This is a genomic window from Clostridium sp. DFI.1.208, from assembly GCF_024463855.1.
In the GTDB taxonomy this organism is placed as follows: Bacteria; Bacillota_I; Bacilli_A; order Erysipelotrichales; family Erysipelotrichaceae; genus Clostridium_AQ.
In genome coordinates this window covers 1-13,084 of sequence record NZ_JANGCA010000080.1, presented here as the reverse complement: position 1 = coordinate 13,084, position 13,084 = coordinate 1, and the positions used below count along the sequence as shown (strand labels likewise).

Sequence of the window (13,084 nt, the reverse complement as noted above, 5' to 3'; positions counted from 1 at the left end):
CATCAAAAAATTCAATATATCCTTCAAAATATACAAAAAAAGACAATTTCATTTCGAAAATTGCCTATATACAATAAAAAGCCTATGTCCTTACGAAAAGGTATAGGCTTTTGTCAACAATCTGAGATGAGCATATGAAAATGCTCATCTATTTTCAGTTTAAATAATTAATAACACCCTTTAAATCATCACAAATAAAAGTTGCCTTTTTTCGTGTTTCATCATCTACAAAAGCTATATCTGGAATATATCCTACTTTCATATTTGCTCGATTAGCAGCTTCAATACCTACTCTAGAGTCCTCTAAAACCAAGCATTCTTCAGTCGGAACATCTAATATTTCAGCTATTTTTAATAATATATCAGGATTAGGTTTTGGCCTCATATCTTCACCAGTCATTAGTAATTCTATTTGCATTTCAAAACCCAAATAATTCAATGTTTGCTTAATAATTTCTTTAAATGAATTACTAGCTATTGCAATCTTATAATTATTTGCTTTTAAATATTCATATAATTCTTTTAAACCACTTTTATTAGCATCTCCTGGATTATTAAAAAACTTAGGAAAGTATTCTTTTACCATTTCAGCAGTTACTTCTTCTTTAATATGCTTGAATTTTGGGTATTTTTGAATCACGATAGCTGCGTTATCTGGTCCTGTTCCTGTAATTTTAGAATATTCATCTAATGATAATTGAAAATCATATTTACTACCTACCATATTAAATAGGTTAAAATACATCATTTCTGTATTTACCATTAATCCATCCATATCGAATATAACTAGTTTAATTTTTTTCATTTAACCACCAATTTTTACTAATATCTCATCATTTCGAGCGTATTTAAGCAATTCCTCTTTCTTTAACATTGGAATATCTCCCATAGGATACGTTAATCCTAAATGTTCATATTTTGATTTTCCTAAATTATGATATGGCAACAAATTCACTTCCTTGATTTTATTATCAATAGCAAAATTAATAATTCCATTAATAGTGTCTTCATCATAATTAAATGAAGGAATAACAGGAACACGAATAATAATTTTTTCTGGACATAAACTTGCCAATTTTTTTAAATTACTTAAAATACGATTACCATTCCCTTTTGGAACCTCTTTTAGTTTTTCAGGATCAATATGCTTCATATCATACAAAAACAAGTCAATCTTATCTTGAACCTTTTCTATCTTTTCCCAGTCTGTATCTCCTGTTGTTTCTATCGCCGTATGAATACCATTATTTTTACATTCACTTAATAAAGCACACAATACATCGTATTGTACAAACGGTTCTCCACCACTAATAGTAACACCACCATTTGACACTTCATAATACTCTTTATCTTTAAGTATAATCTTCATTATTTCTGAAATAGTTTTTGTTTGGCCTATAAAATAAATTGCTTCTGCCAAACAATTATCTGCACATAATCTGCACTTAATACACGTATCTCTATTTATTACTATTTTTCCATCGATCAACTTAATAGATTGTGTAGGACAATTTTTTATACATGTGCCACAAAGTACACACTTAGTTGTATTATAGAGTAATTTATCAGAAATTGTTTGAGACTCTGGATTTGCACACCATGGACACCTTAATGGGCACCCTTGTAGAAATATGGTTGTTCTAAGCCCTGGCCCATCATGAATGGCAAATCGCTCAATTTCCATAATTCTAGCTGTAGCATCCATAACTAAATGCCCTCATATAAAGTTCTAGATAACAATTCTTCTTGTACAGCTCGATCTAAATTTACAAACACAGCACTAAAACCACTAACTCGTACAATTAAATTAGGATATTTTTCAGGATGTACCATTGCATCTTCCAAAGCATGTTTATCAACTACTGTAACCATAACTTGACAACCGCCTTTTTTAAAATATGCTTTAATTAACATCTTGATCTTATCCATATTTTCTTTAAAGAAAGATTTTTGGAATTTAATATTTTGAACAGAACCAACATGATATTTTGCATCAAATTTTGCTAGAGAATTCAACATTGCTGTAGGACCATTTTTATCTGCTCCACCTTGCGGATTATTAGAAGGATTTAAATACATTGCAAAAGTTCTACCATCTGGTGTAGCTGCAGTATGTAATCCCCAATCAGTATTCGTTTGATTATTAATGATTACAATTCCATAATAATGTAATCCTTTAACAACGCCTTGTTCCCAAATACGTTTAGCAACACGTTCATATACACGATTAGCCATTTCATCTACATCATCTTCATCATTACCATATTTTTTACACTTTATCATTTCCTTGCGCATAACTTCATTGTCCTTGAAATTATTAACTACAGCATCATTTACTTCTTTAAGTGTATATTTCTTATCATCAAATACTAATTTTTTAATTGCATACAAAGAATCTGAACAGTTGATATTTCCGAAAATTTCACAGCATCCACCCAAATATTTTGCGCCACCGTCTAATAATGCTTTACCACGTTCTATACAATTATCCATAAGAATTGAATTATATAAGAATGAGACTTCAGCATTTAAATTCTTATAAGAATTAATTTGAGCATCTACACATAAATCGACATAGTAATCTGTTAACTTACCAAATTCTTCGAACAATTCTTCAAAAGTATTTAGTTCTTCTATAGGACGAACCTTATGTTCACCAGCTTTATATACATTATCAAATGGATCTACTCCTGCATTCATTGCAATATTTAATGTTTTTGATAAATTAATAACAGAGTTTGGAGTACCTACTGTCATACCAACAAGATTCATTTCTCCACATCCAAATGGTGCATATTGTTCAGCTTCTTTTTCATTTACATGCATACAGTTCATTAATCCTGGAACATGTACAGCATCATTATATAGAGTTGGATATGTAGCACCGTCCGCCAAACATTCCATTGCTTTATCAAAAATATCTTGAGGCGTGTCTTCATACAAACGTAAAGTAAATTGCGGTTCTACATAACGGCATTCATGACATACTTCTAATGCAATACGTGTAAAAGTATCTGCTGCCTTAGGATTCCTTCTTCCTCTTCCTCCAACAATAACTCTTCCATTTACTGTAGTACGTTTATTTTCAATCATTGTCCAAAGATTCTTCACATAACGTTTAGCTTGTTCATAGGTAATTACACCACTGTCTAAATCATTTTGTAGATATTCACCTAATACGTCATCCATTCTTCCATAATTGATTACACTAGCCATAGTTGCATACAACCAGAATAATTGCATTGCTTGATGAAAAGATTTAGGACGTTCAGTGCGAATTACTTGTAAACTATCAATAATTGTCTGAACCTCTTTTTTTCTTTCCTCACTATAATTATCTAAATCATTTTCAAGTTTATTCATTAAATAATCACAACATTCAGTAAATAAATCTAATGCTTCTAACGAACATAGATGAAATTTATTCTCCGGATCTTTAACTAATTCTTTTTCAATTTCTGCTTTCAAACCAGAAATTCCATTATCCATTAGCTTATTGTAATCTAGCATCATTCCACTAATACGAGTCAAAGATGAAACAGGGGCATATGTCCAATTTATAGTATTAGCCATTGTATTTACTACACCATCTGTGTAATCTCTCATAAATTTTGTTTTAACATCCTCTGTTTCCCAATATGTTACTAACTCATCTACTCTTTGTTTTTGTTCTTCAGTTTCTAATTGATCCCTTACTTTGTTCAAATTGTAATTGTGGCAATAGTGAGCAACTCCTCCTAATGAAGTTACACTTCCAAAGCCAATAGGTAATGCATCAAAGCGACCAATAAACAAATCATCTTCCATCAAATTTCTAAACATCTTTGGAAAAATAACTCTTTGACATGCAAGTTCTCTTTCTTCTTTAGATAGATTTGCTGTTTCTTTATGAACACGAGTATATTCTTCCATTATTTCTAATTGTTCAATCGGAGATTTTTCGCATGGTAATTTTGCCTTAATTTCAATATTCGTTTTTCTTGCAGTAATATTTTCTTTGCTCATTTTCTTTTTCCTCCTGATTTTTAAAACAAATGTGCCCTCAATAGAAATCAACATCCACTTGAGGGCACAAACTTAGAGAACAGAAATACAAATTACATTATGTAAAAGCTTATTTTATAATTATTTGATTACTATCTCTTCCCCTTCTACCATCAAGTAATTTTTATACGATTCCAAATCCATGTAATACGATACATGATACTAATAAAATAACGATTAATACAACTGGTGAAACATTTTTCTTCTTCAACAAATACATGCAACCTAATACTAAACTTAGTGGTAAGATACCAGGAGCAATTCCATCAAGAATACTTTGTAAATAGAATTCAGATCCATTCATAGAGAATTGATATGCAAATTTCGTTGAAATATTTAAGTAAGTCATTCCTCCAACTGTCATTAAACCTACGATTGTTGCAGCTTTAGTTAAAAATTGCATAATTCCATTTTCTTCAGCATCTTGTAAAAATCTTGTACCCATATTATAACCAATTACAGGTAATAAGTGTCTAGCTAATGTAGATGGAATATTAAAAACAATAAAGTATAGCAATGGTCCTAAAATGCTTCCAGCAAGGCCAAATGAAACAGCAATACCAGTAGCAATTACTTTTAATGAACCCCAGAAAATTGAATCCCCAATACCTGCTAATGGTCCCATTAATGAAACTTTAACAGCATTAATAGATGTAACGTCATAATCAGGGTTTTCAGCAGCTTCTTTTTCCATAGAAGTAGCTACACCAGTAATAAATCCAACAACTTGAGGAGTTGTATTGAATAATTCCCAGTGACGCTTGTAAGCTTCAATACGATCTTTTGGATTCTTATAATATCTGTTAATAACTGGAATCATTGTATATAGGAAAGCCAATGCTTGTTGTTTTTCCCATTGATAACCACCCATGGCTGTCATTGAACGCCAAATAACAGAATTCATCATCTTTTTATCTTCAGGTTTAACTGTCAAAATGTTTTCTTTTGTGTTAGTCATCGAATAGCACCTCCTCATCTTTAGCTACCACGACTGTTTTCTTATCTCTACCTTCAAGTGTATATAAAACAAAGCCCCATAATACACCACAAATTGCGATACCTAAAACTGGTAAATGGAAATATGCAGCTAAAACAAAACCAATAAAGTAGTAAACAGCCAAAGATTTACTCCACATCATCTTTAATAATAATCCAAAACCTACAGCTGCTAAGCATCCAGTTGCTACACCTAAACCACCAGTAATTACTGGAGGAATAGAATTCATGAAGTTTGTAACTGCTTCTGCACCTAATAGAATTACTAAGAATGAACATGAACCAATTAATAAACTATAAATAATTTGTCCACCAAATAAGAATGGTCCAATTTTTTCAACTTCACCATTTTCAACCCATTTATCAACCCATGGATTTGTAAATGAACGAAGTGTAAATACTAATGTTTGTAATTGAGCCATCAACAACCCCGCAGGAACTGCTAAAGTAATTGCTGTTTCTAATTCCATACCTGTTAAAATAACGAATGCAGTAGCAATAGCAGTACCATTTGTTACGTCACTTGGAACACTACCAACGTTAACTAATCCCAAGAATACTAACTCTGCAGATGCACCGCAAATAATACCCATTGATAAATCACCTAATACTAATCCTACTAATGTGCCAACTATAATTGGTCTATCAGTAAATGTATATCCTGTCATGTAGTTAGTGAAGAAACATGCAGCTACCACTAAACCTACTAATAATGCCTCTAAAAACATCAATTATCCCTCCTTTATATTAATGAATTAAATTTTCTTTTTGTGTCTGCTGGATCTGTTCTAGTATCAATTTCGATTCCAAAGTCTTGAATCTTTTTAACATTTTCAATATCCTTTGGTGTAAAACAAATTTGAGCAGTTATCATTTTCCCATCTTCTTGCCCAATATTCCTCATACCACCAATATTGCATGATTCAATTCCTTTTACAGATTCAGCAATTTTTAAAGCATCATCACTATTTTTTACAATTATCATTATTTTGTTTTTATGGCTTGCTGGATTATTCAGTAAAGCAATACCATTTTCGACTGTGCGTATGGCAATCCCAACATGAGAAGGTTTTGCCATTTTCATTCCCAATTTCATCAACTCATTATTAACAACTTCATCATTCGCAACAAGAATGGCATCAACATCAAGAACACCACACCACATTAACGCTACTTGTCCATGTAATAAACGAGTATCAATTTTCAACTGTTTTATCATTCAAACCCCTCCTTTAAACCATCATTTAATGATTTCACTCGATCATAATTAAGCATAAATGTGTTGTTGGACGAACTTTGGATAGCTTTATCAATAATTTCCGAGGTGCTCAAATGATTATCATTTAATATTACTTCTAAAATCATTCCAAGGTTCATTCCTGAGATAAGATATACATTTTTGTTACTGCATAAACAAAGTAAACTATTATGTACACTTCCACCCAAAAGATCAGTGAAAATTATGAACTCATCATTTGGATGTTCAGTGATTTCTTTGTACATAATGTTGTAAATAGCATCTGGTACAATATAGTCAGCCAAATCAAAACTAGTTAATCCTTTATTACTACCAGTTATCATTTCTACAGCCGAAACCATTCCAGAAGCCAATTTTCCATGAGATGCAATATAATATCTTCTCATTTTGTCCTCCTTTCCACTCACCCTATATATAGCAATTTTTCGTGCCAAGTTATAAAACCTATTTAGTAATTATAAAAAAAAGAGAAAATCCTAGTAATATAAATAATGCTGTGGTGTGGTCACCCCTTTAAACGAAATTGTGATTAATCTTATCCTTTAAACTGTTTGTGGTTTTGATTCAATCAGTTTAGTATATCGCCAAGCACACCAAAACATAAAAAATGAGGAAATTGTCAAGAATACGAAGTACTGAGTATTCCGCTATCTGAAGTCCATGTAATACGCTACAGAAGTCCACATAATCCGTAAAAGAAGTCCATTTTTTTAAATCTTAATACGTAATACAAGTCCACAAAAAAACACGGTCAAATTAAATCAACCGTGTTTTTTTGTTATTTCTTATCTTTTAATTTAGAGTATGTTTCTCTTAATGATTTTCCATGTAATGTAATCAAATAAGATGAATTTATTATCCTATCTAATATCGCATCCGCTATAGGTCCTCCATTTAATAATTGATGCCAACCATCAAATGAATATTGACTACAGAATATTGTTGATTTCTTATTACACCTTATTTCCATCAATTCAAGTAGATCACTTCTTTCTGATTCATTTGTTGATTTCAACAAGAATTCATCTAGTATCATTAAATCGTATTTCCCTAGTTTTTTTAGATACTCATTATATTTTCCTTGAATCCTCATTTCTTCAAATTTTGAGAATAGTTCTGGTAATCGAATATATAAAACTGTTTTTCTATCTCTACATGCATGGATCCCCAAAGCGTTTGATAACCATGTTTTACCACAGCCGGATGCTCCTACAAAAATTACATTCAAACCGTTGTTTATATAATTGTTTGTAGATAATTCCTCCATTTGCGAGCGATCGAGTTTTCTGTCTGGATTATAATTAATTGATTCCATACTTGCTGTAGAATCATAAAAATGTGCATTCTTGATAAATCTTTCTATTGTATGATTTACTCGACTATCATATTCCATATCAATTAATTCGCTGAACCGTTCATCGAACGATAATTGACTGTATTCTGGGTTTGCACTTTGTAATTCATATTGTTCTGCAATAACCGGTAATCTCATTTTCTTCAATTTTTCTATCAATTCACTCTTATCCATTGTTCTTGCCTCCGTAATAGTCTTTTCCTCGCACAAAGGCATGCATATCACATTCACTTTGTACATTATCATTTTTATCTTTCAAATCTTGATTTGACTGTAATATCATCTTAATATTTTTATAGCCAGGCTGACTGATGTGATCCAACGCCAATTGACACGCATTTTCCAGTCTGGTTTTTCCATATTTATCTGATAGTTTCAACAATGACATGCAACCTTTATAAGCTTGTTCTTCAACTTTATAACGATCAAATAGTTTGGAAACTAAAATCGAAGTATTGTCTCCAATAGAGACAGCCCACTTCATAAAACGGTCTTTGTTCCATTGAAATTTTTGGTGATTCTCCGGCATATGACTTTCATTTGTTGAGTATTGATTGATACGACCATATAATCGATCATGGGTACAAATTTGATTCATTTTATAATATACAGTTACAGTTCTTTTTGTGACTTTTACATCTACATAATTTCCAACGTATTCATATGGCACAGAATAATTCATTTTTTCTATCGAAATATGATAATTTAATTGAACTTTAGCTCGTTTCCATACACTCAACTCAAATGGCTGTTCAGGCAGAGCTTTCATAAACGGAAGTTCTTCGTCTAAATATACGCTTTTTCTGGAACCTTCCTTTTTCTGAAAAGGTCTGTTATTGAAATTGTCCAATTCTTTGATAATTGCTTTGTTTAGGTCCTCAAACGAAAAGAATTTCCTGTTTCTAAGTTTACCGACAATAGCTACTGTACAATCTCCAACCGCGCCTTCTACAGCTGCCTTATCTTTTTTATCTTCAATTAGAGATAATAAAGATAAAGAAACTGTTGAAATGTTCCAGCAGTTTGCGAAGAAGATGATTGAGCAGGCAGGAACAAAGTGATAAATTTGAATTGTGAGGGAAAATACAGATGAATCAAGGAAGAATTATTGTGATTACAGGCTCACCGGGGACAGGAAAAACAACAACTGCGTCAATTGTCGCAAAGGAATCAGATATGGATAAATCAGTGCATATGCACACCGATGACTTTTTTCATTACTTAAGCAAAGGCGCAATACCACCACATTTGCCAGAATCCAACGAGCAAAATCTGGTTGTCATTGAAGCCTTTTTAGAAGCTGCAAAGCGATATGCTCGTGGCGGATATGATGTAATTGTAGATGGGATTGTCGGGCCATGGTTTTTGGAGCCATGGAAAGCTCTTGCCCAAGAAGATTACGAGGTACACTATATTGTATTAAGAGCGAGTAAAAAAGAAACTATGAAGCGAGCTGTGGAACGCTCAAAATTAGATAGAAAAACAAATATTGAATTAGTGGAAACAATGTGGGAGCAATTTTCCGGTTTGGGAGTATATGAATCAAATGTCATAGACACAACTACATTCACAATTAAAGATACGGTTTCCGCAATAAAAGAAAGAGTTGCATGTGGGACGTCTTTACTATCTTAGACATTCCCATTTGTCAGGAAGATAGCAAAGCCAGCCGAGCCAGTCAACGGTCAAGATGAACGGCGCATTTCATGCGCCGCCGTTGACAGTCCCGCCCGTCTTTGCTAAAGGGTAATCAAGGCGGGAAAGCCCTAAAATGGCTTCACACCTATTTCAATAATTGGAGGAGATAAAAATGAGATCAGAAAAGGAAGTTTATGATATTGTTTTGAATTTTGCAAAAACAGACAAACGCATTCGCATGGTTACTTTGGAAGGATCTAGAACAAATACAAATATTCCGCCTGATGATTTTCAGGATTTTGATATTACTTTTTTTGTTACGGATATGGACAGCTTCACAAGTGATGATAAATGGCTAGATATATTTGGTGAAAGGTTGATTCTGCAAAAGCCGGAAGATATGGAATTATTTCCAGCTGTAGAAAAGGGATTTTCATATTTAATGCTGTTTACTGATGATGTTAAGATAGATTTAACTTTGCTGCCGCTGGAACTGATAGACGAGTATTTTACATGGGATAAACTGGTAAAGTTACTGTTGGATAAAGACAACCGTATCGTAAAGCCGCCAATACCAACGGATATAGACTACCACTTGCAGAAGCCTACTCAAAGAATGTTTGACGATTGCTGTAATGAATTTTGGAATACTACAACATATGTAGTAAAGGGCTTATGCCGCAAAGAAATTCTTTTTGCTATTGACCATATGAATGATATAGTACGAAAAGAATTGCTTCGCATGATTTCCTGGCTGATTGGTATCAAACAGGGATTTCATTTCAGTTTGGGAAAAAACTATAAATTTATGAAGCAATATGTCCCAGAGGAATTGTGGGAACGACTTATGTCCACTTATAATATGGATTCCTATCCCCATATGTGGGAATCCTTTGAACAATGTATGGCATTGTTCCGGGAGGTTTCGTCAGAAGTGGCATGCCAGTTGGATTACCAGTATCCACTATATGATGAAAAAATCAGTAATTATGTGATTCGGCAAAAGAAAAAATATGGCATTGAAGATGATAACAAATAAAATTTTTTCAATCGAAAAAATTTATTTTGATTATTCAATTTTGAAAAACTGAATACCTCAAAATCAGAAAGAGAGCGGCCAAGCACTTTGAGGGATTGGCCGCCTTGTCCACCCATCCAGCGGGACAGCGGGCGGAGGTCAAGGCCGGGTGTAAACCCGTTCATTTCAGCCTTGACGGTTGCCCGTTGTCCTGCTACTTTTCCGGGAGTGTGGCCACAACTTCGGGACACTTTGTCCACAAGTTGGAGCGTAGGACGAGGAACTGGGGCTTTCATATACGCCCTGTCTGCTGATGAGTCCAGACCTGCGCTTGCGGCTCCACGCCACGCAAGCACAGCCCTGTTTTCCTGCCGCTTCAAATGCCCTTGCCCTCCCCGGCGGCAACGGCATTTTCACGGCAACGCCGGCAGAGCGTATAACACACTACACTTTGCTTCGCAAAGTCGTGTGCCAAATGGGGGCGTTGCCCCCTTTGGAAACCCCCACAAGAAAAGGCGGTACGCTACCCCTCCACGGGCGCATACCGCCTTTTCTTGTTATCCAGCCCTCCGGCTGTATCGGTTGAGCAAAAGTCCGCGTGGGATTGATGTGGTATCTTTAACTTTGGGAAACTCCCAGTTCCCAGCCACTCATTAAAAACTCATTATCAGCAGCATCGCTAGCATTCTTATAATTTGTATACGAATCAACAACAGTATAAACCGTAGTTAAAGCCAATTTCTTCCAATCCAATGAATTTGCCATTGCTAATATACCTATTGGATTAGGAACAGAACTTCTAATTGCTGCAGCCTTTTCCTGGTTATACATATACTGAAGTCTTTCTCTTTTTGTAATTATATTCATATAGCTTTTAATGGCAGTTCGCAAGTTGGATAAATGCGTTTGTGTTAGATCATCTATTGCTTCAGGATTAATATCATTCAATAACTCATTATAAATTTGTTCCAGCATAACCCTATTGTCTTTTGAAGACTGGATTTGCTCAGAAATGATTGCTAAATAGCACAGCATAGAAAAAGAATTGAGTTTTTTAAGTTCTTCCTCATTAGGTACATCTTCGTCTTCTCCATTAGCTTCTATTGTTTGTTGTTGATTACTATCAGCATCATTATCTATTATTATTTTTTCGTTTTCGTCGTCATTTGTATCAACATTTTCCTCAATAATTTCCGTTATATCTTGGCTAGAGTCAACATCTTCATTTTTCTGATTACCGTTCGAGCAACCAAAAAGAGTAATCATAAGCAAACTGCATAATATTGTAATTAAAAACTTCTTCATAACATTATCCCTTCAAATAACAAACGTTTTTTACAAAGACAGAAATAAAAAGATGACATACAAACACAAATAATTATGCTATGTATTGCCACCTTCACCTCACCTTAACTATATCTTTCCTCTCAATTATAACATTAACAAAAATAACGCTCAATGAACTTTTACTACCGCAACATGTACATTGAAATATTTTATAAAATTGTTGTCCAATAATCATTCGTTTCATGGCCTATTAAGGTGAAGGGATAAAAATTCCCTTTATTCCCCATGATCTTTGAAAATAGGATAACAACTGTTAAAACCAAAACCTGTATGCTCGAGCTGGATCAATGATGCGCGATGACTGCCATATACAGCCTATATATATTATATGGTAAGAGCGATGATACTTCAGAATGATCAGCAGCAGTCAACTGTGCCATGACGGCATATAGGATAATGATACTTTTAGCGATAAGCGCACGCGTAAGATGCGTGGGTGAAACTCCCATGACTGATGATTGACAACCATCTGCTTTAACAGGATTCCCTATCGTTTTCGGGTTATCAGGGATAAATAGAAAACAAGATAAATACTAGATTAATCAGCCAGGTTCAACAGCCTGGCTTTACATATGAAGGAGCTGTAATATTTATGACCAAAGTAAAACGAGGAGATGTTTTTCTTGCTAACCTCAGTGATGCAACCGGATCTGAACAAGCTTTTGTTAGACCGGTTGTCATTATTCAGAACAACTGTGGCAACAAGCATAGTCCTACCACCATTGTTGCCTGCCTGTCTTCCAAGATTGAATCAAAAGCCCATCTTCCTACCCATTACATTCTTCCGGAAGGCATTGGCCTCAAGCATCGTTCCATGGTCCTTTGCGAACAGATCAAGGTCATCGATAAGTCCAGGCTGCTAAAGAAGATCTGCCATATTTCAAAAGGACATATGCACATCATCGATCACAAGATCAAAATATCACTCGGTCTAAAGAATATACATAGACAAAAATCATAGGTACAAATCCTACTTTTGCAGGTGGGATTCTTTTTTATCAAAAGCCTATAACAAAGGAAAGGAGGATAACCAGATGGATAAGAACAAAAACAGATTCATAGATGCAAAAGAAATCATGGAACTTACCGGATTATCCAAATCTGCTGCATATAAGCTAATCCAGCAGTTGAATGAAGAGCTTGCACAGAAAGGTTACATGTATGTTCGTGGAAGAGTTATCTATCCTTATTTCTATGAAAGATTCTTTGGAAAGGATGGAGATAGAGATGCCGGTATATAAGGATAAATCAAGAGGAACCTGGTATGTCGTTACCCGCTATAAGGACTGGACGGGCAAGCTTAGGACCACAACCAAAAGAGGATTCAAGTCCAAGGTTGAAGCCAAGCGTTATGAAGTTGAATTTGCTGAAAAGAAGGATAACAGTCTATCAATGACTTTTGGAAGCTTTGTTGAAATCTATATGGATT

General features: G+C 34.1%; 16 protein-coding genes. 5 read left to right on the top strand and 11 right to left on the bottom strand.

What is annotated here, in order from left to right; all coding sequences use genetic code 11:
- Positions 1–154 precede the first annotated feature (154 nt).
- The 9 genes from NE665_RS21930 to NE665_RS21890 all read right to left on the bottom strand — a co-directional run bounded on the left by NE665_RS21930 (position 155) and on the right by NE665_RS21890 (position 8,421).
- On the bottom strand, positions 155–805 hold the full coding sequence (locus NE665_RS21930) for an HAD family phosphatase (RefSeq protein WP_256302639.1): 651 nt from the start codon (positions 803–805) through the stop codon (positions 155–157).
- Positions 806–1,705 (bottom strand): glycyl-radical enzyme activating protein, encoded by a 900-nt coding sequence (locus NE665_RS21925; protein WP_256302638.1) that lies wholly within the window; start codon positions 1,703–1,705, stop codon positions 806–808.
- 2 nt (positions 1,706–1,707) lie between these two features.
- Positions 1,708–4,005 carry a pyruvate formate lyase family protein gene (locus tag NE665_RS21920; protein ID WP_195295216.1) on the bottom strand — a complete coding sequence of 766 codons (2,298 nt, stop codon included), beginning with the start codon at positions 4,003–4,005 and terminating at the stop codon, positions 1,708–1,710.
- Positions 4,006–4,168: 163 nt separating this feature from the next.
- Positions 4,169–5,002, bottom strand: a complete 834-nt coding sequence (locus tag NE665_RS21915) for a PTS system mannose/fructose/sorbose family transporter subunit IID (RefSeq protein WP_256302637.1) — start codon at positions 5,000–5,002, stop codon at positions 4,169–4,171.
- Positions 4,995–5,768 (bottom strand): PTS sugar transporter subunit IIC, encoded by a 774-nt coding sequence (locus NE665_RS21910; RefSeq protein ID WP_256302636.1) that lies wholly within the window; start codon positions 5,766–5,768, stop codon positions 4,995–4,997. The genes NE665_RS21915 and NE665_RS21910 overlap by 8 nt, the downstream gene beginning before the upstream one ends.
- 14 nt (positions 5,769–5,782) lie before the next feature.
- Positions 5,783–6,259, bottom strand: coding sequence for a PTS sugar transporter subunit IIB (locus NE665_RS21905; RefSeq protein ID WP_195295222.1), 477 nt, complete (start codon positions 6,257–6,259; stop codon positions 5,783–5,785).
- Entirely contained in the window at positions 6,256–6,684 is a 429-nt protein-coding gene (locus tag NE665_RS21900; RefSeq protein WP_195295224.1) for a PTS mannose transporter subunit IIB, read from the bottom strand. The genes NE665_RS21905 and NE665_RS21900 overlap by 4 nt, the downstream gene beginning before the upstream one ends.
- 392 nt (positions 6,685–7,076) lie before the next feature.
- Positions 7,077–7,826, bottom strand: a complete 750-nt coding sequence (gene istB, locus NE665_RS21895; RefSeq protein ID WP_195295226.1) for an IS21-like element helper ATPase IstB — start codon at positions 7,824–7,826, stop codon at positions 7,077–7,079.
- A complete protein-coding gene (locus NE665_RS21890; protein ID WP_195295228.1) occupies positions 7,819–8,421 on the bottom strand; it encodes a hypothetical protein in 603 nt (200 codons plus the stop codon). Before NE665_RS21890 ends, istB begins: the two co-directional genes overlap by 8 nt.
- A 320-nt stretch (positions 8,422–8,741) precedes the next feature.
- Here NE665_RS21890 and NE665_RS21885 point away from each other — a divergent pair, with 320 nt between their 5' ends.
- Together NE665_RS21885 and NE665_RS21880 are read left to right on the top strand one after the other, a co-directional pair.
- The gene (locus NE665_RS21885; RefSeq protein ID WP_001071501.1) at positions 8,742–9,287 is read left to right on the top strand and encodes an AAA family ATPase; all 546 of its coding nucleotides are present in this window, start codon (positions 8,742–8,744) and stop codon (positions 9,285–9,287) included.
- A gap of 175 nt (positions 9,288–9,462) precedes the next feature.
- Positions 9,463–10,329 (top strand): aminoglycoside 6-adenylyltransferase AadE, encoded by an 867-nt coding sequence (locus NE665_RS21880; protein ID WP_001255868.1) that lies wholly within the window; start codon positions 9,463–9,465, stop codon positions 10,327–10,329.
- Here NE665_RS21880 and NE665_RS21875 read toward each other — a convergent pair.
- Both NE665_RS21875 and NE665_RS21870 read right to left on the bottom strand, forming a co-directional pair.
- A complete protein-coding gene (locus tag NE665_RS21875; RefSeq protein WP_002334817.1) occupies positions 10,278–10,688 on the bottom strand; it encodes a hypothetical protein in 411 nt (136 codons plus the stop codon). The genes NE665_RS21880 and NE665_RS21875 overlap by 52 nt on opposite strands.
- Before the next feature lie 238 nt (positions 10,689–10,926).
- Positions 10,927–11,613 carry a hypothetical protein gene (locus NE665_RS21870; RefSeq protein ID WP_195295230.1) on the bottom strand — a complete coding sequence of 229 codons (687 nt, stop codon included), beginning with the start codon at positions 11,611–11,613 and terminating at the stop codon, positions 10,927–10,929.
- 634 nt (positions 11,614–12,247) lie between these two features.
- Here NE665_RS21870 and NE665_RS21865 point away from each other — a divergent pair.
- The 3 genes from NE665_RS21865 to NE665_RS21855 all read left to right on the top strand — a co-directional run.
- Complete coding sequence (locus NE665_RS21865; protein WP_256302635.1) at positions 12,248–12,616, top strand: type II toxin-antitoxin system PemK/MazF family toxin; 369 nt, start codon at positions 12,248–12,250, stop codon at positions 12,614–12,616.
- A gap of 73 nt (positions 12,617–12,689) precedes the next feature.
- A complete protein-coding gene (locus NE665_RS21860) occupies positions 12,690–12,896 on the top strand; it encodes a DNA-binding protein (protein WP_117445890.1) in 207 nt (68 codons plus the stop codon).
- On the top strand, positions 12,883–13,084 hold a 202-nt coding region (locus NE665_RS21855; protein WP_256302634.1), incomplete at its 3' end, for an Arm DNA-binding domain-containing protein. The genes NE665_RS21860 and NE665_RS21855, both read left to right, overlap by 14 nt.

Excerpts from the sequence above, each read along its gene's own strand:
- NE665_RS21930 (WP_256302639.1), bottom strand. The coding sequence starts at position 805 with ATGAAAAAAATTAAACTAGTTATATTCGATATGGATGGATTAATGGTA.
- NE665_RS21915 (WP_256302637.1), bottom strand. The coding sequence starts at position 5,002 with ATGACTAACACAAAAGAAAACATTTTGACAGTTAAACCTGAAGATAAA.
- istB (WP_195295226.1), bottom strand. The coding sequence starts at position 7,826 with ATGGATAAGAGTGAATTGATAGAAAAATTGAAGAAAATGAGATTACCG.
- NE665_RS21885 (WP_001071501.1), top strand. The coding sequence starts at position 8,742 with ATGAATCAAGGAAGAATTATTGTGATTACAGGCTCACCGGGGACAGGA.
- NE665_RS21880 (WP_001255868.1), top strand. The coding sequence starts at position 9,463 with ATGAGATCAGAAAAGGAAGTTTATGATATTGTTTTGAATTTTGCAAAA.
- NE665_RS21860 (WP_117445890.1), top strand. The coding sequence starts at position 12,690 with ATGGATAAGAACAAAAACAGATTCATAGATGCAAAAGAAATCATGGAA.
- NE665_RS21905 (WP_195295222.1), bottom strand. The coding sequence starts at position 6,259 with ATGATAAAACAGTTGAAAATTGATACTCGTTTATTACATGGACAAGTA.
- NE665_RS21910 (WP_256302636.1), bottom strand. The coding sequence starts at position 5,768 with ATGTTTTTAGAGGCATTATTAGTAGGTTTAGTGGTAGCTGCATGTTTC.
- NE665_RS21900 (WP_195295224.1), bottom strand. The coding sequence starts at position 6,684 with ATGAGAAGATATTATATTGCATCTCATGGAAAATTGGCTTCTGGAATG.
- NE665_RS21925 (WP_256302638.1), bottom strand. The coding sequence starts at position 1,705 with ATGGATGCTACAGCTAGAATTATGGAAATTGAGCGATTTGCCATTCAT.
- NE665_RS21865 (WP_256302635.1), top strand. The coding sequence starts at position 12,248 with ATGACCAAAGTAAAACGAGGAGATGTTTTTCTTGCTAACCTCAGTGAT.
- NE665_RS21870 (WP_195295230.1), bottom strand. The coding sequence starts at position 11,613 with ATGAAGAAGTTTTTAATTACAATATTATGCAGTTTGCTTATGATTACT.
- NE665_RS21920 (WP_195295216.1), bottom strand. The coding sequence starts at position 4,005 with ATGAGCAAAGAAAATATTACTGCAAGAAAAACGAATATTGAAATTAAG.
- NE665_RS21890 (WP_195295228.1), bottom strand. The coding sequence starts at position 8,421 with ATGAAAGCTCTGCCTGAACAGCCATTTGAGTTGAGTGTATGGAAACGA.